General features: G+C 65.8%; 16 protein-coding genes. 12 read left to right on the top strand and 4 right to left on the bottom strand.

The window, feature by feature from the left end; all coding sequences use genetic code 11:
• From ACSS7Z_RS08950 to ACSS7Z_RS08940, 3 genes are all read right to left on the bottom strand, one after another.
• Complete coding sequence (locus ACSS7Z_RS08950; protein ID WP_438254212.1) at window positions 1–735, bottom strand: phosphonatase-like hydrolase; 735 nt, start codon at window positions 733–735, stop codon at window positions 1–3.
• Entirely contained in the window at window positions 732–1,865 is a 1,134-nt protein-coding gene (locus ACSS7Z_RS08945) for a TIGR03364 family FAD-dependent oxidoreductase (RefSeq protein ID WP_438254211.1), read from the bottom strand. The genes ACSS7Z_RS08950 and ACSS7Z_RS08945 overlap by 4 nt, the downstream gene beginning before the upstream one ends.
• 366 nt (window positions 1,866–2,231) lie before the next feature.
• Window positions 2,232–3,371: a sensor histidine kinase gene (locus ACSS7Z_RS08940; RefSeq protein WP_438254209.1), complete on the bottom strand. Its 1,140-nt coding sequence runs from the start codon at window positions 3,369–3,371 to the stop codon at window positions 2,232–2,234.
• A gap of 228 nt (window positions 3,372–3,599) precedes the next feature.
• Between ACSS7Z_RS08940 and ACSS7Z_RS08935 the strand changes: the two genes are divergently transcribed.
• The 7 genes from ACSS7Z_RS08935 to ACSS7Z_RS08905 all read left to right on the top strand — a co-directional run bounded on the left by ACSS7Z_RS08935 (window position 3,600) and on the right by ACSS7Z_RS08905 (window position 13,236).
• Complete coding sequence (locus ACSS7Z_RS08935) at window positions 3,600–4,256, top strand: response regulator (RefSeq protein ID WP_438254208.1); 657 nt, start codon at window positions 3,600–3,602, stop codon at window positions 4,254–4,256.
• 31 nt (window positions 4,257–4,287) lie between these two features.
• Complete coding sequence (locus ACSS7Z_RS08930; protein ID WP_438254206.1) at window positions 4,288–5,577, top strand: M18 family aminopeptidase; 1,290 nt, start codon at window positions 4,288–4,290, stop codon at window positions 5,575–5,577.
• A gap of 306 nt (window positions 5,578–5,883) precedes the next feature.
• Window positions 5,884–7,329, top strand: coding sequence for a purine-cytosine permease family protein (locus ACSS7Z_RS08925; protein ID WP_438254205.1), 1,446 nt, complete (start codon window positions 5,884–5,886; stop codon window positions 7,327–7,329).
• The gene (locus ACSS7Z_RS08920; RefSeq protein ID WP_438254204.1) at window positions 7,326–7,952 is read left to right on the top strand and encodes a cysteine hydrolase family protein; all 627 of its coding nucleotides are present in this window, start codon (window positions 7,326–7,328) and stop codon (window positions 7,950–7,952) included. The genes ACSS7Z_RS08925 and ACSS7Z_RS08920 overlap by 4 nt, the downstream gene beginning before the upstream one ends.
• Before the next feature lie 85 nt (window positions 7,953–8,037).
• Window positions 8,038–10,188 (top strand): choline BCCT transporter BetT, encoded by a 2,151-nt coding sequence (betT, locus tag ACSS7Z_RS08915; RefSeq protein WP_438254203.1) that lies wholly within the window; start codon window positions 8,038–8,040, stop codon window positions 10,186–10,188.
• Window positions 10,185–11,657 carry an aldehyde dehydrogenase family protein gene (locus tag ACSS7Z_RS08910; protein WP_438254202.1) on the top strand — a complete coding sequence of 491 codons (1,473 nt, stop codon included), beginning with the start codon at window positions 10,185–10,187 and terminating at the stop codon, window positions 11,655–11,657. The genes betT and ACSS7Z_RS08910 overlap by 4 nt, the downstream gene beginning before the upstream one ends.
• A 16-nt stretch (window positions 11,658–11,673) precedes the next feature.
• The gene (locus tag ACSS7Z_RS08905) at window positions 11,674–13,236 is read left to right on the top strand and encodes a GMC family oxidoreductase (protein WP_438254200.1); all 1,563 of its coding nucleotides are present in this window, start codon (window positions 11,674–11,676) and stop codon (window positions 13,234–13,236) included.
• A gap of 103 nt (window positions 13,237–13,339) precedes the next feature.
• Here ACSS7Z_RS08905 and ACSS7Z_RS08900 read toward each other — a convergent pair whose 3' ends face one another.
• Window positions 13,340–14,047, bottom strand: coding sequence for an MBL fold metallo-hydrolase (locus ACSS7Z_RS08900; protein ID WP_438254199.1), 708 nt, complete (start codon window positions 14,045–14,047; stop codon window positions 13,340–13,342).
• Window positions 14,048–14,138: 91 nt separating this feature from the next.
• Between ACSS7Z_RS08900 and ACSS7Z_RS08895 the strand changes: the two genes are divergently transcribed.
• From ACSS7Z_RS08895 to ACSS7Z_RS08875, 5 genes are all read left to right on the top strand, one after another.
• Window positions 14,139–14,678: a TetR/AcrR family transcriptional regulator gene (locus tag ACSS7Z_RS08895; RefSeq protein ID WP_438254198.1), complete on the top strand. Its 540-nt coding sequence runs from the start codon at window positions 14,139–14,141 to the stop codon at window positions 14,676–14,678.
• A 155-nt stretch (window positions 14,679–14,833) separates the two neighbouring features.
• Window positions 14,834–15,895: an alpha/beta hydrolase gene (locus ACSS7Z_RS08890; RefSeq protein ID WP_438254197.1), complete on the top strand. Its 1,062-nt coding sequence runs from the start codon at window positions 14,834–14,836 to the stop codon at window positions 15,893–15,895.
• Between the two features lie 118 nt (window positions 15,896–16,013).
• Window positions 16,014–16,865: a tryptophan 2,3-dioxygenase gene (locus ACSS7Z_RS08885; protein ID WP_438254196.1), complete on the top strand. Its 852-nt coding sequence runs from the start codon at window positions 16,014–16,016 to the stop codon at window positions 16,863–16,865.
• Complete coding sequence (locus tag ACSS7Z_RS08880; protein WP_438254194.1) at window positions 16,862–17,815, top strand: amidohydrolase family protein; 954 nt, start codon at window positions 16,862–16,864, stop codon at window positions 17,813–17,815. The genes ACSS7Z_RS08885 and ACSS7Z_RS08880 overlap by 4 nt, the downstream gene beginning before the upstream one ends.
• 1 nt (window position 17,816) lies before the next feature.
• Window positions 17,817–19,028 carry a kynureninase gene (locus ACSS7Z_RS08875; protein WP_438254193.1) on the top strand — a complete coding sequence of 404 codons (1,212 nt, stop codon included), beginning with the start codon at window positions 17,817–17,819 and terminating at the stop codon, window positions 19,026–19,028.
• Window positions 19,029–19,033: the final 5 nt, after the last annotated feature.

Here is a 19,033-nt window from a genome sequence, read left to right as displayed (position 1 = left end):
TCACAGCGCCTGAGCGAGGGTGGTGCCGACGGCCGCGTCGCGACCAGCACCGAGGAGTCCGCGTTCGCGCAGCGCCGCGGGCACAGCGGTGATGTCGTCGAGCACCGCATCGGCACCGGCATCCGCCAGCACATCATGAGCGTGAGCGCCGCTGAGGACGCCGGCGACGAAGCCCGCACCCGCGCGACGACCGGAGCGCACGTCGCTGCTGGTGTCTCCAGCAACGGCGACCGCCTGCACAGACGAGGTCCCGGTGCGCAGCAGCGCGGTGAGGATGAGGTCCGGCGCAGGGCGTCCGCGACCAGCATCCACCGGCGACAGCGCGATGTCGATCAGATCATGCCAGCCGAGGGCATCGATCAGTGCGTCGCGAGTGACGGGGGCGAAGCCCGTGGTGAGTGCGACCGTGAGTCCGGCGTCGCGCAGCGCTGCGATCGTGGCCGCAGCGCCGGGAATCTCCGTCACACCCTGCTCGGCGACGATCTCGGAGTACGCCGTTTCGAACTGAGCGGTGGCGGCAACAGCCGCGTCCGTGTCGCCACCGGAAAGGTGGGTGAACACGTCGATCTTCGACATGCCCATCGTGTCGCGGACGTATTGCAGGGCGTCATCCCACGGCATCCGATCGGCGACTCCGGTTCGCTCGGCAGCGCGCGCGAAGGCCTGCTCGACGACGCCGTCGTCTCGGACGGTCGTTCCGGCCATGTCGAAGACGACGAGTTCGATGGCGGTCATGGGGTTCCTCCCTGTGCGGGCTGCGATGCCCGGTCAAATGCGGTCTGAAGTGTGTGTTCGGCGAGCCCCAGACCCGTCGTCATGCCGATGCCGGTCGTTGCCGCGATCACGTGCAGGCCTGGCTCCGGCTCCTCGATGAGGAACTCGCCCGGCCCGGAGGCGTAGACGCCCTGCCAACGTTCGATGACGCGGAACCTCTCGGCGGCGAACAGCGTTCGCGCCTCGGCAAGGAATGCGTCAAACGCCGCCTCGGGCTGGAAGGGACCCGGCTGCATGCCGCGCACGTGCGAGTCACCGAAGATGAGCGTGCCATCCGGCAGCTGCGTATACATCTGGTTGAGATCGAGGGCCGCGAGCTGTGGATGCTCGGCGTGCAGTCGCTCGCGCAGCCGATCCGCCGCGGCGGAGGCGAAGCGCCCGTAGCGCAGCAGCGACCATCCGGTCAGCAGCGGCGCATCAAGAGTGCGTGGCAGGTTGGCGGCGACGCGCATCATGTCGAGTGCGCAGCGGACGACGCCGGCACGTTCGGCGATCTCCGGCAGCAACTGGTCGATGTCGTGATTCACCGCGACGACGACCCGGCCCGCGTCGATCTGTCCGCGCGTTGTGTGCACAGCGGATGCCGAGACCGCCGTCACCGCGGTGCGGAAGCGGAACTCGACGCCGAGGCGGGAGAGGTGAGTGACGATAGCGCCCGCGGCTTCGCGAGGATTCGTCTGCAGGTCGGGTGTGATGAGCGCTCCGCCGATGATCGAGTCGGGACGAAGCGGGGCGCGCTCGAGCAGTTCAGCGGCATCCAGCATCCGCAGGTCTGCACCTGCCGCGTGCTCGAGCACGGCGAGCTCGTCACTGTCGCGGGCGGCGATCAGCGTGCCGGACTCGCGCACCCAGAAGCCGGCGTCAGTCGCCAAACGCAGCCAGATCTCGCGCGAGGTATCGGCGAACTCGCGTGCGATCCCCGTCTGGGCACCGATGCACACGTGCCCGAAGTTGCGGATCGTCGCCCCGACGGGCTCAGCCGTCCGGTCCACGACGATCACTCGCAGGCCGCGACGAACGGCGGCGTAGGCAGCGCCGAGACCGACGATCCCGGATCCGACGACCACCAAATCGGCAGTGGATACGGTCATGACGGCCTTTCGATGCTGAGGGGTGTTCAGCACCTACTGTGACACCGCAGCGCCCGGTGAATACGCCGTTCGAGTGAACGTTCGGCTGGCGTTCACCAGTCCTTCGTTCGGGTAAACAGCAGGCAAACTCACGTGCCACCCGGACCGGCAGTTCCCCACGCGGATCGCCCCGAATCACCGTAAAAACAGACGATCGCGAGCGCATGGACTCTAGTACCAAGTCCGCGCCCGCGATCAGACGCTGGGGACGTCTATTTCTGGGGTGCCACTCACGCTACTGACCGATGAAAGCCACGAGAAGTGCCGAAGGTCGCAAGCGCATTGGACTTTCGTCCAATGATCTCTCAGAGGATGCCGTGGCCCCTGTCACCGGATCGGCAGCCGAGCCGCAACCGCCCACCGCCCATCGACCACGCCCGCGCTGAACTCACCGCTGCCTCCGACCACGCGCTCAGCCATGCGGTTCAGACCAGTGCTGCTGGAGGGCAGATCGCGCCGGGGCGTCGCCGGAAGCGGGCTGCAGATCTCCAAAGCCGCTGAGTCATCGTCGACGATCAGCCGGACGCTCACGTTTCCGGGTCCCGCATGCTTCAGAATGTTCGTAGCCGACTCGCGCACAATCCGGCTCAGGATGATCTCCGCGACACGAGGCAGTCGCTCATCCTGCGGGTTTCCCTCGCTGCACACCGGATAGCCCGCGGACTCGATTTCACCCCGGGCCTCGTCGATAGCCGCGGCCAGATCACCCGAGTGAGCTGCGGACGAACGCGGCCCATCATCCGCAAGTTCGATGACGAAACGGAGGTCAGCCATGGCCTTCTTCGCCGCGCCGCGGATCGCGTCCTGAGACTCTTTGCGCTTGTCTGAGGCATCCAGCATCTGCACATGCAGTGCGACGACGGTCAGGTGGTGCGCGATGCTGTCGTGTAATTCGCCGGCGATCCACCGCCGCTCAGCGAGGACCGCTTCTTTCTCACGCTCGGCACGCTCGGCCAGTTCTTGCTCGAGGCGATGCCCTCGATCAAAAGCCACCCGAAGAGCGAAACCGGTCGCGCCTGCCACCGTCGCAATGATCAGGTAGATCCCGACGGTGACGGGAATAGCCGTGCCCGTGAATGCGATCATCGCGACTGCGACAAGAAAGCCGCCGGCGTAAGACAGGATCAGCACGGTTCGCCCCAGCCGCATGACCAGGCCTGCCGCGATCGCGGCGGCGAGAATCACTTCTGATCCGGTGCCGGTGATGAACGAGAGCGCGAACACCACGCCGAGCGCACAGGTTGCCACCCACGGCTTCCAGAGGTAGAGCGCGAAAGCGGCTGTGGTCGCGATGCTGACCACCGCTGTCAGGGGATTGGCACCGAATATGACGATGCCGACGATGTCAACGACAATGAGCCCGCCGACGACCACCAGAGTGGCGACGCGTTCGAGAGGGCTCAGCCGTCCGCCCTGCGTCAATCGGATGGCGCCAGGTTCATTCCGCAGCGACCGACCGAAAGCCATAGTTGCAGTATCCCCTATTCGCCAGGTGCGCTAGCGTCAGAGACCGAAAGCCTTTGCAAGCATCTGCCAAAAAGACATAGTGTTCACCACCCCGAGCTAGTCGTTTGTCGGATAACTGCCCCCATCTTCTCGACAACCAACACCCTGCACATCAGACCACCGGTCAGACCTTGCTAGCCAAAGGTCTAGGCCCGCGGTGACGTACCGCTTCGCCGTTAGGCTTCCCCCATGCCAGAAATCCGTGTTCTCGTCGTCGATGACGACCCTCTGGTTCGCACAGCACTGTCACACTTCGTGTCCCGCGATCCGGAGATCCAGGTCATCGGTGAAGCCACCACTGGTGCTGAAGCGATCACCTTCGTCGAGGCAGACCGCCCGGACGTCATCATGATGGACGTGCAGATGCCAGAGATGAACGGCATTGAGGCGACCGCGATCATCGCCGAACGCTGGCCTGAGGTGCGCATCCTTGCGGTGACGACACTCGCCGGCCGGGACACCGTCCTTCCCATGCTGAGCGCCGGCGCCGCAGGATACATGCTCAAGGATTCCAGCGCGGAGAGCATCCTCGCCGCTGTTCGAGAGGTCTACAGCGGCGCGAGCTCGCTGTCGCCGATCATCGCGTCGCTGCTCATCGATCACGTACGTGACACCAAGCCCACAGCATCCAGCACACCCGAACTCGAACCTCTCACCGAGCGCGAGACCGACGTGCTGCACCGGCTCACCCAGGGGATGTCGAACGCCGAGATCGCCCGCGTGCTGATCGTCTCCGAGGGCACCGTGAAAGCGCATCTCGGCAGCATCATGTCGAAATGGCATGTGCGCGACCGCGTGCAGATCATCGTCACGGCAGCGCGCGCCGGCCTCGTGGACTTCGGCTGACCTCATAACCGGCGCGGCTACGATCGAAGGCATGTCCGTCACGCCTTCTGCCCTCGCGCACGCCGAGGACCTCGCCGACTTCGTCGCCGCGTCCCCCTCCAGCTATCACGCCGCCGAAGAGGTGGCCCGCCGCCTCGAAGAAGTCGGATTCGTTCGGCTCGAAGAGGAAGATGAGTGGCCAACGCAGGCCGGTGGCCGGTTCGTCGTCGTCCGCGATGGCGCCACAATCGCGTGGGCGGTGCCGGCGGATGCTTCGCCCACCACGCCCTCGCAGATCTTCGGAGCGCACACCGACTCCCCCGGTTTCAAACTCAAGCCGAAGCCGACCACCGGATCCCGCGGGTGGCTGCAGGCCGGAGTCGAGGTCTACGGCGGTCCGCTGCTGAACTCGTGGCTCGACCGCGAACTGCGCCTGGCCGGGCGCCTCGCCCTGGCCGATGGCCGCGTCGTGCTCGCCGACACCGGAGCACTGCTGCGCCTGCCGCAGCTCGCCGTTCACCTGGACCGCGAAGCAAACAGCGGCCTGGCGCTGGACAAGCAGTTCCAGACCCAGCCGGTGTGGGGCCTGGGCGACCCGACCGCCGAAGATCTGCTGGGCGAACTCGCCGCCTCCGCCGGAGTGAACGCCGCTGACATCCGCGGCTTCGACGCCGTCGTTGCCGATTCCGCTCGCGGAGCCGTGTTCGGCAAGGACAACGCCTTCTTCGCCTCGGGCCGCCTGGACGACCTCGCCTCGGTGCATGCCGGAGTCGTCGCTCTCACCTCGCTCGCCGCAGACACCTTCGAGGGACCGGGCATCGCGATCCTCGCCGCCTTCGACCACGAAGAGCTCGGCTCCGCGTCGCGCTCCGGCGCCGCCGGCCCCTTCCTCGAAGACATCCTGGCCCGGGTCTACGCCGGCCTCGGCGCCGATGCCACCGAGCAGCGCCGCGCGTTCGCGGCATCCTGGCACCTCTCAAGCGACGTCGGACACTCGGTGCACCCGAACTATGCGCACAAGCACGACCCGGTCGTGCAGCCGCTTCTTGGCTCGGGCCCGATTCTGAAGATCAACGCCAACCAGCGCTATGCGACCGATGCTCTGGGCGCTGCCGCCTGGGCGAAGTGGTGCGAGGCCGCCGGAGCGCAGTCGCAGGAGTTCGTCTCGAACAACGCTGTGCCGTGCGGGTCGACGATTGGCCCGATCACGGCCACTCGTCTCGGCATCCGCACAGTCGACGTCGGCATCCCGATCCTTTCGATGCACTCCGCTCGCGAGTTGGCTGGCGTCGCCGACCTCGACGCCTTGACTCGCGTCGCGGAGGCCTTCTTCGCCGCCTGACGGTCCCGGGCGGGCCCGGCCAGGAGTCGCAGGTGTCGCGAATGGCCGCCGCGACCACCGCGCAGCGACCCTTTGCGACCCCTCCCGCTGGCGCCCGATTCAGCAGGTGTCGCGAAGGGCCGCTCGACGTGCGCGCATGCGGCAAAACGCGACCCCTCCCCGACCGGGGACCGGCGCATCCCCCGACCGGGGACCGGCGCACGCCCCGACCGGGGACCGGGGACCGGCGCCATCGACACCCGCGCGTGATTCATCAGCACTCGGCATCTGATTCCATCGGCACGGCAGTGGTGCCAAGATGATGGCATGTCAGAGAAGATTGCCGCGGCACCAGGACTGATTGAGCGCGCCGGAATCGAGGTCATCCCCGAGTCCGACCGCACCGCTAAGCCGCGCGACCTGTTCTGGCCGTGGTTCGCAGCCAACGTCTCCGTGTTCGGGATGTCCTACGGCTCGTTCGTCCTGGGCTTCGGCATCTCGTTCTGGCAGGCGACGATCGTCTCCGTCATCGGCATCGTGGTGTCGTTCCTGCTCTGCGGCCTCATCGCGATCGCCGGCAAGCGCGGCTCCGCGCCGACGATGGTGCTCTCCCGCGCTGCGTTCGGCGTGCACGGGCAGAAGGTTCCCGGCATCGTCTCGTGGCTGACCTCGATCGGCTGGGAGACGTTCCTGGCGATCATGGCCGTGCTCGCCACCGCGACCGTGATCACGCAGCTCGGCGGCGACGGCGACAGCGTCGCCCTGAAGATCATCGCCACCGTGATCGTCGCCGCGCTCATCGTCGCGGCATCCGTTCTCGGGTATCACACGATCATGAAGCTGCAATCGGTGCTCACCTGGATCACCGGTGCCGTCACGATCCTCTATGTGATCCTCGCTTTCTCGCACATCGATTTCGCCGCCGTGATGGCACTCCCCAGTGGCAGCCTCGCTCAGACAATCGGCGCACTGGTGATGGTGATGACCGGTTTCGGACTCGGCTGGATCAACATCGCCGCCGACTGGTCGCGCTATCAGAAGCGCACCGCATCCGATGGCGCGATCGTCGCATGGAACACGATCGGCGGGTCCATCGCACCGGTGGTCCTGGTGATCTTCGGCCTGCTGCTGGCGGGTTCTGACGAAGACCTCTTCAACGCTGTGCAGGCGGATCCGATCGGTGCGCTGGCGGCGATCCTTCCGATCTGGGTGCTCATCCCCTTCCTGCTGACCGCCGTTCTTGCTCTCGTCTCTGGCGCTGTGCTCGGAATCTACTCTTCGGGGCTGACATTGATCAGTCTCGGCATCCGCATTCCGCGGCCCTCGGCCGCGGCGATCGACGGCGTCATCCTCACCATCGGCACGATCATCGTGGTGTTCTTCGCCACGGACTTCCTCGGCCCCTTCCAGTCGTTCCTCATCACCCTCGGTGTGCCGCTGGCCTCGTGGGCTGGCATCCTCATCGCCGACATTCTGCGCCGCAAGAAGGCTTACGACGACGACGCCCTCTTCGACGCCAACGGCCGCTATGGCGCCTGGGACTGGACCTCGATCATCACGATGGTCGTCACCAGCGTCATCGGCTGGGGCCTGGTCATCAATCAGTTCTCGGATGCCGCGTGGAATGACTGGCAGGGATACTTCCTCGATCTGTTCGGGTTGAGGGATGACTGGGGCTACGCGAACCTCGGCGTCTTCTTCGCACTCGTCGTCTCGTTCGTTGTGACGTACTTCGCTCGCGCCGGGAAGATCCGGCGGCAGGAGGAGAGATGAGCGCTTCGGTCGCTGAGCCCGCTTCGGTCGCTGAGCCCGCTTCGGTCGCTGAGCCCGTCGAAGCGTCAGCGAGTGGGCAGACGTGGCTCGTCGTCATCGATCCGCAGAACATCTTCGCCGCGACCGATTCGGAGTGGGGCTCGCCCTTCTTCGCTGAGGCGATGCCGCGCATCCGCGCTCTGGCGGATGCTTTCGACGACCGCGTACTCGTCACCAGATGGATGCCGACGGCCGACCGTTCCACGTCATGGGGTGCGTACTTCGCGGCGTGGCCGTTCGCCGATCAGCCGCCGACGGATGCGCTGTTCGACCTCGTTCCCGCGGCCCGCGATTTGTCCCCGCATCCGCCCCTTGACCTGCCCAGTTTCGGCAAGTGGGGGCCGGAGATCGAGGCGATCGTCGGCGGCGGCGCGCACGTCGTCCTCGCCGGAGTCTCGACGGACTGCTGCGTGATCTCCACTGCCCTGGCGGCAGCGGATGCCGGCGCGCACATCACCGTCGCCGCCGACGCCTGCGCAGGCTCGACGGCCGAGAACCATGCCGCGGCGGTCCACGTGATGGGGCTCTATCCGCCGCAGATCACGATCAGCAGCACTGCAGAGGTGCTCGCGAATATCACCTAAACGAGCGTCCAGCGCTTTGCTATCGTCAATGCAACACGTAACTGACAGACACTTTTACTGAGCGACACCCGACGAAACTGATGTGATGACTGAAGATACCTCGCCGCCCACGCCCGCCAGCACACGAACCGCCGTTCCGCCGCCCCGCTGGCCGGTGCTGATCGGCTCGGCAGCGGCGATTCTGGCTATCGCGCTGTGGGCGATCTTCGCCCCGGTCCAGGCCGGCGAAGTGATCGGCGTCATGGTCGGGTGGATCGCGACCAACTTCGGCTGGTATTTCGTCCTCACCGCAGCGATCGTCGTGGTATTTGTGCTGATTCTGGCGTTCTCCTCGGTGGGGCGCACCAAACTCGGCCCCGATCACTCCAAGCCGCAGTTCAGTATGTTCACGTGGGCCTCGATGCTGTTCGCTGCAGGCATCGGCATCGACCTGATGTTCTTCGCCGTCTCCGAACCCGCTGCGCAGTACATGAACCCGCCGACGGGCGAAGGCGAGACCATTGCCGCCGCACGACAGGCGATCGTGTGGACGTTCTTCCACTACGGCCCGGTCGGCTGGGCGATGTACGCACTGATGGGCGCAGCCTTCGCCTACTTTGCTTACCGTCTCAACAAGCCGCTGACAATCCGGTCGGTGCTCTCGCCGATCTTCGGCAGGTTCACCAACGGCTGGGTGGGGCACAGCGTCGACATCTTCACCGTGCTCGGCACCGTCTTCGGCATCGCCACCACGCTCGGCATCGGCGTCGTGCAGCTCAGTTACGGAATGCACGTGCTGTTCGGCACTCCGGATGGGGTGTCGATGCAGATCGCGCTGATCGTGCTCGCTGTCGCGATGGCGACCGTGTCCACCGTGAGCGGTGTGGAGAAGGGCATCCGCCGACTCTCCGAAGCGAACGTCATCCTCGCCATCGTGCTGCTCGTCTGGATCACGATCACCGGCCAGACACGTCGCATCATGGACGGCCTCGTGATGAACATCGGCGATTTCGTCGCCACGTTCCCCAGTCTCCTGATGGAGACATTCGCGTGGAGCCGTCCCGATGACTGGATGCAGGGATGGACGCTGTTCTTCTGGGCATGGTGGATCGCGTGGGCGCCGTTCGTCGGTTTGTTCCTGGCGCGCATCTCCCGTGGCCGGACGCTGCGCCAGTTCATCGTCGGTGTGCTGGTGATCCCGTTCGCGTTCATTGCAATCTTCGTATCGATCTTCGGCAACTCCGCGCTCGAGATCATCCTCGGAGGCGACGCCGCCTTCGCCGAGTCGGCCGTAAACACCCCGGAACGGGCGTTCTTCGACCTATTGCAGCAGTATCCGGCGGCCCCGGTCGTGCTCGGAGTCGCGCTGTTGACCGGCCTGCTGTTCTATGTGACCTCCGCCGACTCCGGCGCCCTGGTACTGGCGAACCTGACCTCGAAGATGGAAGACCCCAAGCAGGATGCGGGCAAGCTCCTGCGCGTCTTCTGGGCGCTGGCGACCGGCCTGCTGACCCTCGGGATGCTGTTGGTCGGCGGCGTGCCGACCTTGCAGGCAGCGACGCTGATCATCGGCCTGCCGGTGTCGCTGCTGCTGTATCTGGTGATGATCTCGCTGTACCGCTCACTGGGTGCTGAAAAGCAACGTCGTGCGGGATATCTCGCGACGATCCCTGGGCGCTTCGGTCCAACCCAGACCAACTGGCGCCAGCGGCTAAAGCGCTCCACGACCTATCCTCAGCGCGCACAGGTGATCACGTATCTGGAAAAGACTGTTGCGCCCGCACTCCAGGAGGTCAGCGACGAACTGCAGGCAGCCGGAGTGCCGGCGACCCTGGAACGTATCGAAATCGAGTCGCTGGATGCGCCCTCGATGGTGCTCACCGTGCATTACGACGGCAGCGAGGACTTCACCTACCAGGTGTATCCGGTCAGTCACGAGCTCCCGACTTTCGCCTACAGAAGTGTCAGTGAGTCCGGCCAGTACTTCCGGCTCGAAGTGTTCTCCGCCACCGGCTCGCGCGGCTACGACGTGTACGGCTACACGACCGACCAGCTGATCACCGATGTGTTGAGCGGCTACGAGTCCCACCTGGAGTATCTGCGCATCACGGTCGACGTTGCGGAGCCCGTCTTCACAGAGGCACTCCCGGTAGTCACCGACTGGCAGGACGACTTCCAGGATCCGGCATCCGACACGAACGGTGCCGACGACTCAGCGAACACCTCCGCAGAGAACACAACCAAGGAGACCCCATGACCGCGACACTGTTCATCGATGGCACCTGGACCTCGGCGATCGATGGCGGCACCAGAGAGATCCACTGCCCGGCAGACGGGTCACTCGTCGGCGTCGTCGACGAGGCTTCAGCGGCTGACACGATCGCGGCGATCCGCGCCGCACGTCGCGCGTTCGACGGCGGCGAGTGGAGTTCGACTCCTGCGCCGACACGCGGCGATTTCCTGCTGCAGGTGGCCGAGCGATTGCGGGAGCGCAAAGAAGAGTTCGCGCTGGCCGAATCTCGTGACACCGGCAAGCGCCTGGTCGAATCGCGCATCGACATGGACGATATCGCGGCCTGCTTCGACTACTTCGGAAAGCTCGCAGCCCAGGATGCCGGGCGGATTGTGGATGCCGGCGACGCAGATGTCCTCAGCCGCATCGAGCATGAACCCGTCGGAGTGTGCGCGCTGATCACCCCGTGGAACTACCCGCTATTGCAGGCCGCGTGGAAGATCGCCCCGGCGCTGGCCGCCGGAAACACATTCGTCCTGAAGCCCGCTGAGCTGAGCCCGCACACGGCGATCCTGATGATGGACGTGCTCGACGAGCTCGGTCTGCCAGCGGGCGTCGCCAACCTCGTGCTCGGCGCTGGTGCCACCGCTGGCGGGCCGCTGTCCACGCACGAAGACGTCGACATGGTCTCGTTCACGGGCGGGTTGGTCACCGGCCGGATGCTGGCGGCGAATGCCGCGGCGACCGTGAAGAAGGTCGCCTTGGAGCTCGGCGGCAAGAACCCCAATGTGATCTTCGCGGATGCCGATTTCGATGCTGCGGTCGACAACGCGCTGAACGCGGCGTTCGTGCACTCCGGGCAGGTCTGCTCAGCAGGGGCACGTCTGGTCGTGGAAGAGTCGATCGCCGAGCGCTTCGTCGATGAGCTGGTGCGAAGGGCAGAGGCCATCCGCCTCGGCGGACCGTTCGACGACGAGGCTGAGACTGGTCCGCTGATCTCTGCTGAGCACCGTGAAAAGGTCGATGCCTACGTGCAGGCCGGCGTCGCCGAAGGTGCGCGACTGCGTACCGGCGGGCGGGCACCGGACGGCGATCTGGCGGACGGGTTCTACTACCTTCCGACCGTGCTCGATCAGGTCAAGCGCGGCATGTCCGTGGTGCGCGACGAGGCCTTCGGACCTGTCGTCACCGTCGAGACATTCACGACCGAAGATGAGGCTGTCGAGATCGCGAACGACACGATCTATGGTCTCGCCGGCGCCGTGTGGACGCAGGATGCCGGACGCGCCCAGCGCATCGCCCGACGCCTCCGCCACGGCACCATCTGGATCAACGACTTCCACCCCTACCTGCCCCAGGCCGAGTGGGGCGGGTTCAAGCAGTCAGGTTTCGGACGGGAGCTCGGCCCGACCGGGCTTGCCGAGTACCAGGAAGCAAAGCACATCTACCAGAACCTCACCCCCGCGGTGACCGGCTGGTTCCCCGAGCACTGATCAGGAGTTGGTCACGATGAAGACGACGCACACTTTCGACTACGTGGTCGTCGGCGGCGGGTCCGCCGGCGCTGCAGTCGCCGCCCGACTGAGTGAGGACCCGTCCGTGACGGTGGGTCTGCTGGAGGCGGGTCCCTCGGATACCGACGAGCAGGTCGTGCTGCAGCTGAACCGTTGGATGGAGTTGCTCGAATCGGGCTTCGACTGGGACTACCCGATCGAGCCGCAGGAGAACGGCAACTCCTTCATGCGCCATGCGCGCGCCAAGGTGCTGGGCGGATGCTCCTCACACAACTCGTGCATCGCTTTCTGGGCGCCGCGCGAAGACCTCGATGAGTGGGCGTCAGTGCACGGCGCGACCGGTTGGGAGTCCGAGAAGACCTTCCCGCTCTACAAGAAGCTCGAGACGAACGAGCTGAAGGGTGACCTGAACGGCCATGACGGCCCCGTACATCTGATGAATGTGCCCGCGGTCGACCCGTGCGGCATCGCACTGCTGGATGCCTGCGAGCAGGCCGGCATCCCGCGTGTGCAGTTCAACACCGGCGAGACGGTCATCAACGGCGCGAACTTCTTCCAGGTGAACCGTCAAGCCGACGGCACTCGTGCATCTTCTTCGGTGTCGTACCTGCATCCGATCCTCGGCCGCGAGAATCTCACGATCCTCACCGGTCAGCACGTGAAGGAGCTCACGTTCTCCGATGAGAACGTGTGCACCGGCGTGATCAGCGTTGACAACCCCTTCGCACGCCCATCGCACATCGCGGCCACCCGCGAAGTGATCGTCTCGGCCGGTGCGATCAACACCCCACAACTGCTCATGCTCTCCGGGATCGGCCCTGCAGACCACCTGCGCGAGGTCGGGATCGAGGTGCGCGTGGATTCCCCCGGCGTCGGTTCGAATCTCGCCGATCACCCCGAGGGCGTCGTGCAGTGGGAATCGAAGAAGCAAATGCCTCGTGAGTCGACGCAGTGGTGGGAGATCGGGATCTTCACGCCCACCGAGGAGGGCCTTGACCGCCCCGATCTGATGATGCACTACGGCTCAGTCCCCTTCGACATGCACACCTATCGCGCTGGCTATCCCACGGCCGAAGAGATGATCTGTCTGACTCCGAACGTGACGCATGCTCGCTCGCGCGGCACGGTGCGGCTGCGATCGATCGACTACCGCGACAAGCCGAAGGTGGATCCGCGCTACTTCACCGACCCCGAGGGCCACGACATGCGGGTGATGATCGACGGCATCCGCAAGGCACGCCAGATCGTCGCGCAGCCGGCGATGGCCGAATGGGCAGGGCGAGAGCTGGCGCCTGGTGCGGATGCTGTCACGGACGAGGACCTGGCCGCATACATCCGCGCCACGCACAACACGGTCTACCACCCGGTGGGCACCGTTCGGATGGGGCCGGTCGAGGACGAGATGTCACCCCTGGACCCGCAGCTGCGCGTCAAGGGCGTGACCGGACTACGCGTGGTGGATGCCTCGGCGATGCCGGAGATCACTACGGTCAACCCCAATATCACGGTGATGATGATGGGCGAGAAGTGCGCGGAGATGATTCGCTCCGGCAGCTGAGGCGCTGTTGCCCCCGTCCCGTTACGGATGTCGGAGCCTGTTACGCCTGTCGGAGGTTCTGCTGATTTTCCTCCGACATGTGTAACACCCTCCGACGAACGTGTCAGGCGCTGCGGACGGCGGCGGCAAGCTCCGCAGGTGCGCCGCGCCAGGGCGCGCCATGGCCGGGCAGGATCCAGGATGCCGGAACCTGCGCCAGAGCGTCGAGAGACGCCAGTGCCTGTGCCGGATCATCCGTGAACGGCGCCGGCTGCGGGCCCTGCTGGCCGGTGAGCACGTGCCGGGTAGTGAGGGCGTCGCCCACGAAGACGGCATCCACCGCCGGAATGTGGACGGCGATGCTCCCGGGCGAATGCCCCGGCATCCCGACCACGACCGGGGAGCCTGGCAGGTCGAGCACCGCACCGTCGGCGATCTCCGTCACCTCCTGCACGTACCGCGTTCGCATCGCGTTCTTGCGCATCCCGTAGGCCAGGAAACCCAGCATCGGCCCCAGGCGCGCGGGCCCCATCGGGGTCTTCGGCTTCTCGCCCGTGCGCGTGCGATCGGCATCTGCCGCGTGCACGTAGACCGGCACGCCTGCTTCCTGCCGAAGTCGCTCGGCAAAGCCGATGTGGTCGCTGTCGCCATGGGTGAGGATGAGCCCGCGGATGTCGGAGAGCGGCCGGCCGATCGCCTGGAGTTCCTTCTGCAGATCATGCCAATGCCCGGGCAAACCGGCGTCGATGAGCGTGATCCCCTCCGGCACATCGATCAGGTACGAGGCGACGATGTCATTGCCCAGACGGTGCAGGTGCGGTGCGAGCTTCATGGTCGCGTCCTTTCTCCGCCATCCGTGTGGCGCTTGTCATGGCTACAGTACGTAGCTATGATGGCTAATGTCAATACCCATGGAGGTTCGGATGCCGACACCGGAACGCACGTCCTATCCAGCGATCATCGCAGCCGCTCGCGAGATCCTCGAGGAGAACGGCCCCGCCGGGCTGACGATGCAGGCCGTCGCCACGCGCGTCGGGGTGCGCGCACCGTCGCTCTACAAACGGGTGAAGGATCGGGATGCGCTGATCGCCGCCGTCGCCGAGGCCGTGGTGGACGAGCTCACCGTACGCCTAGAGAATGCGGGCGATGACCTCGCATCCCTCGCGCTGGTCTATCGCGCGCACGCCTACGCCTTTCCGGAGGGGTTCCGCCTGATGTTCACCGCATCCGCCCCGCTGGCCTCACTCGATCGGGCTGCCGCCCCTGTCATCCGCGCCGCATCCGCCCTCGTCGGCGAGGCTGAAGCCCTCGACGCAGCACGCCTCTTCACCGCCTGGGCCACCGGATTTCTGCAGATGGAGCTGTCCGGGGCGTTCCGCCTGGGTGGCGACGTAAATCAGGCATTCGACTATGGTCTGCGCAGCATCATCGCGGGCCTGCGGCGCCCGTCCGGGGCATCCTGACCGTCACGCCTGTCGGAGGTTGTTACACCTGACGGAGGTTTCAGTCGAATTCCTCCTGCATCTGAAACAACCTCCGACGATCGCAACGCGCGGAAACCAGCCGTCGTCGACTGCAGAGCCCGTTTCCTGCCACACTGATCCGTGGAAGGGGTTCCATGACCACGCTCACGCACGCCGAGGCAGACGACGCCGCCAACTCGAAGAAGCCGCATCGGCGGTGGTGGAAGACGAGGATCACTCTCGGAATCATCGTCGCCATCGCAGTGGTGGTGGCGATCGTCGGGGCGATCACTCCCTGGCCGTCCGCCATGGTCATCCGTGCCGTCTTCACGCAGGGCGGCGACGCCACCGCTGCCGAGATGGAAAAATACGTCCCGGACACGAAGCTCACGGAGACTCTCGACGTCTCCTACGGCACGGACGGCGTCGATACGACGATGGATGTCTTCACACCGGCATCTGCCACCGGCCCCCTGCCGACCATCGTCTGGATCCACGGCGGCGCCTGGATCTCCGGGTCCAAGGAGAACGTCGCCCCGTACATGCGCATCCTCGCCGCCGAGGGGTACACGACCATCGCCGTGAACTACACGCTCGGGCCCGAGGGTGTCTATCCGAAGGCCGTGCACCAGGTGAACGAGGCTCTCGGATATATCAACGACCACGCCGATGAGCTGAACGTCGATGCATCCCAGATCGTCCTCGCCGGCGACTCCGCGGGCAGCCAACTGGCCAGCCAGATGGCGACGCTCGTCACGAGCGAGGACTATGCCGAGATCATGGGCATCACCCCCACGCTGGAGGCCAATCAGGTCGTCGCGACCGTGCTGAACTGCGGGGTCTACGACCTCGCCGCCCTCGCCGCCCTCGACGGCGTCGTCGGCTGGGGCCTGAAGTCCTCGATGTGGGCGTACGCGGGCAAGAAGACCTGGGCAGAGGGATCCACCGGGGCGACGATGTCGACCGTGAACTGGGTCACCGAGGACTTCCCGACCACCTACATCTCCGGCGGTAACGGCGATGCGCTCACCTGGCTGCAGTCGATCCCGATGGCGCAACGCCTGGATGAGCTCGGGGTCGACGTGACGACCCTGTTCTGGCCCGCCCCGCACGAGCCCGCCCTTCCGCACGAGTACCAGTTCCACCTGGATATGCCCGACGCCCAGACCGCCCTCCAAAAAACCCTCGCCTTCCTGGCTGCCCACACCACCCCCTAACCCCCTAATCCCGCTTGCGAGTGGCCAATTGTGGCTCGACTTTTGCGAAATTCAGAGCCACAACCGAACACTCGGAAGATGGGAGGATGGGGGGAATTGGCGTAACGTTCAAAGCATCATGGGCAATGAAAACGAACGGGCGCTGGAAGACAGCATCGTCACAGACCTGAGCGGACGGATGACCTACGGGTCGTATCTGGGGTTGGACACGCTGCTCGCCGCGCAGCATCCGGTCAGCAGACCTGAGCACCACGACGAGATGCTGTTCATCATTCAGCATCAGACGACCGAGCTGTGGCTGAAGCAGCTGCTGCACGAGCTGTCCTCCGCGCGCGATCTACTGGCCAGCGATGATCTGCGCGAGGCGCTCAAACGGGTCGCGCGCGTCAAGCGCATCCAGGACGTCATGACCCAGCAGTGGTCGGTGCTGGCCACCCTCACCCCCACCGAGTACGCGCAGTTCCGCGGTGCGCTGGGAAACTCGTCCGGCTTCCAGTCGGTGCAGTACCGCGCGGTCGAGTTCGCCCTCGGCAACAAGAACGAGCGGATGCTGCAGATCTTCCGCGACCATCCGGCCAACCTGGCAATGCTGACGACCGAGTTCGAACGGCCAACGCTGTACGACGAGTTTCTGCGATACGCCTCCCGCCGGGGCATCCCGATCCCCGTCGAGATCCTCGAGCGCGATGTGCGCGATCCGTACCGTCCGCACGAGTCGCTCGTGCCCGCCATCCGGGAGATCTATGAGAACCCGCAGACGCACTGGGACCTCTACGAAGCGTGCGAAGATCTCGTCGATCTGGAGGACAACTTCCAGTTCTGGCGCTTCCGCCATCTGAAGACGGTCACGCGCACGATCGGGATGAAGCCCGGCACGGGCGGGTCCAGCGGGGTCGGATTCCTGCAGCGCGCACTGGAGCTGACCTTCTTCCCCGAGCTGTACACGGTGCGCACCACGATCGGCGCGTGATGAAGGCGGTCACGTACTTCGACGGGCGGGCCCTGCGCGAAGGAACGCTGACGACGGATGCCGGGAACATCACTCTGCACCCCGCACCCGCACTGCCCGGCACACCGCGACTCGACGGCATCATCACGGGCCGGTTCACCGATCATCACGTGCATCTGCAGCTCATCGATCCGCGCCCACTCGCTTCGAGCAGGCTAGGCCGAGTCATCGACCTGGGCGCGAACATCGACGTCGTGCGCGAGCTGTCCAGCGGACCCGACCTCCACGGCGTGCAGTGCGCATACGCCGGGCCTTTCCTCACCGCGGTCGGCGGCTATCCGGCCGATCGGGACTGGGCTCCGGAGGGTGCGGTTCACCAGGTGCAGGATGCCACGGATGCCGCCGCCGTGATCGGCGCACTGGCCGCAGCGGGCGCGAGCTGGATCAAGGTCGTCGGCAACAGCGACGCGGGTCCGGTGCTGGATGATGAGCTGTTCCGCGCAGTGGTTCACGAAGCCGCCGCGCACAACCTTCCTGTTGTGGCGCATGCCGAGGGCGCCGGTCAGGCGCAGCGCGTCGCACGCCTGGGCGCATCCCGCCTCGCGCACGCGCCGTTCTCCGAGCGGCTCACCGATGCAGAGATCGCCACGCAGGCGGCATCCGTCTCGTGGATCTCGACGATGGCGATCCACTCCGACTCGGCATACGCCGACGTCGTCGACAACGTCCGTCGATTCGCCGCGGCTGGTGGCGAGATCATCTACGGCAGCGATATGGGCAACGGTCCCACTCCCGTCGATCTGCGGGATGCTGAGATCGAGGCTCTGCACGAAGCGGGTGTCGACGGACTTGCTCTGCTGACAGCGCTCGCACCGCTCGACCCATTCGCAGACGCCCCTCTCCTGCTTCTGCCTGTGAACACAGACCCGCGTCTCGCCCGCCCGCTCACCTCAGCCGACCTGGAGGCTTGATATGACCGATCTCCTCGCCGAAGCCCGGGATCTTGACGCCCGCGATCCGCTCACGCGTCATCTCGACGCGTTCATCGAGGCACCCGGTGTCACGGCGTATCTGGATGGCAATTCGCTCGGCCGGCCGCTGCGCGAGACGCCCGAGCGCATCGCGCGGTTCATCCGTGACGACTGGGGCACGCGGCTCATCCGGTCCTGGGACGAGCAGTGGATGGACCTTCCCACCGAACTCGGCGACCGAATCGGCCGGATCTGCCTCGACGCCGCGGCCGGCCAGACCGTCGTCGCCGACTCGACCACAGTGCTGCTGTACAAGCTCATGCGGGCAGGGGTCGCAGCGCACCCCGATCGCCGTGAGATCCTGATCGAAGAGGGGAACTTCCCCACCGACCGTTTCATCGCCGAGGGGGTCGCCGCGGAGCGCGGGCTCACGCTGCGCTGGCTGGCAGTCGACCCCGTGCACGGCGTGCAGGTCGCGGATGTCGCCGCCGCGGTCACCGATCAGACCGCACTGGTCGTGCTCAGCCATGTCGATTACCGCTCCGGTGCACTGGCCGACATGGCGGCGATCACGGATGCCGTGCACGCAGCGGGCGCGCTGATGCTGTGGGATCTGTGCCACTCGGTCGGAGCCGTCGAGGTCGATCTCGATGCGTGCGATGTCGACCTGGCGGTCGGTTGCACATACAAGTATCTGAACGGCGGTCCGGGCTCTCCCGCCTTCGCCTATGTCAACGCGCGCCACCACGGCACGCTGCGCCAGCCCATCCAGGGGTGGATGGGCGCGGGTGACGTCTTCGCGATGGGATCCGCGTATGCGCCGGCTGACGGCATCCGTCAGTTCATCAGTGGCACGCCTCCCGTGCTCGGGATGCTGGCTATGCAGGGGATGCTCGATCTGATCGAGAAGGCGGGGATGGATGCTGTCCGCATGAAGTCCGTCTCACTCACTGACCTCGCCGTGCGCGCTGTCGATGAGGAGCTCGCTCCCCTCGGCGTGCGGCTGCTGAGCCCGCGGGACGCCGCACTGCGCGGTGGACACGTGACGATCGGGCATGAGCGGTCGGCCGAGGTGACTCAGGCGCTGTGGGCCGACGGGGTCATCCCCGACTTCCGGTTCCCCGACGGCATCCGGCTCGGGCTGTCGCCACTGAGCACCTCGCACGTCGAGACGGTGACCGGCGTGCTGGCGGTGCGCGACCAGCTGCTGTAACCGGG

Origin of the sequence: Microbacterium wangyouchuni, from assembly GCF_051546305.1 — a bacterium.
In the GTDB taxonomy this organism is placed as follows: domain Bacteria; phylum Actinomycetota; class Actinomycetes; order Actinomycetales; family Microbacteriaceae; genus Microbacterium.
Note: the sequence above shows the minus strand (reverse complement) of the source record. Positions and strands in the feature narration are given on the sequence as shown.

Excerpts from the sequence above, each read along its gene's own strand:
- ACSS7Z_RS08950 (WP_438254212.1), bottom strand. The coding sequence starts at position 735 with ATGACCGCCATCGAACTCGTCGTCTTCGACATGGCCGGAACGACCGTC.
- ACSS7Z_RS08945 (WP_438254211.1), bottom strand. The coding sequence starts at position 1,865 with ATGACCGTATCCACTGCCGATTTGGTGGTCGTCGGATCCGGGATCGTC.
- ACSS7Z_RS08940 (WP_438254209.1), bottom strand. The coding sequence starts at position 3,371 with ATGGCTTTCGGTCGGTCGCTGCGGAATGAACCTGGCGCCATCCGATTG.
- ACSS7Z_RS08935 (WP_438254208.1), top strand. The coding sequence starts at position 3,600 with ATGCCAGAAATCCGTGTTCTCGTCGTCGATGACGACCCTCTGGTTCGC.
- ACSS7Z_RS08930 (WP_438254206.1), top strand. The coding sequence starts at position 4,288 with ATGTCCGTCACGCCTTCTGCCCTCGCGCACGCCGAGGACCTCGCCGAC.
- ACSS7Z_RS08925 (WP_438254205.1), top strand. The coding sequence starts at position 5,884 with ATGTCAGAGAAGATTGCCGCGGCACCAGGACTGATTGAGCGCGCCGGA.
- ACSS7Z_RS08920 (WP_438254204.1), top strand. The coding sequence starts at position 7,326 with ATGAGCGCTTCGGTCGCTGAGCCCGCTTCGGTCGCTGAGCCCGCTTCG.
- betT (WP_438254203.1), top strand. The coding sequence starts at position 8,038 with ATGACTGAAGATACCTCGCCGCCCACGCCCGCCAGCACACGAACCGCC.
- ACSS7Z_RS08910 (WP_438254202.1), top strand. The coding sequence starts at position 10,185 with ATGACCGCGACACTGTTCATCGATGGCACCTGGACCTCGGCGATCGAT.
- ACSS7Z_RS08905 (WP_438254200.1), top strand. The coding sequence starts at position 11,674 with ATGAAGACGACGCACACTTTCGACTACGTGGTCGTCGGCGGCGGGTCC.
- ACSS7Z_RS08900 (WP_438254199.1), bottom strand. The coding sequence starts at position 14,047 with ATGAAGCTCGCACCGCACCTGCACCGTCTGGGCAATGACATCGTCGCC.
- ACSS7Z_RS08895 (WP_438254198.1), top strand. The coding sequence starts at position 14,139 with ATGCCGACACCGGAACGCACGTCCTATCCAGCGATCATCGCAGCCGCT.
- ACSS7Z_RS08890 (WP_438254197.1), top strand. The coding sequence starts at position 14,834 with ATGACCACGCTCACGCACGCCGAGGCAGACGACGCCGCCAACTCGAAG.
- ACSS7Z_RS08885 (WP_438254196.1), top strand. The coding sequence starts at position 16,014 with ATGGGCAATGAAAACGAACGGGCGCTGGAAGACAGCATCGTCACAGAC.
- ACSS7Z_RS08875 (WP_438254193.1), top strand. The coding sequence starts at position 17,817 with ATGACCGATCTCCTCGCCGAAGCCCGGGATCTTGACGCCCGCGATCCG.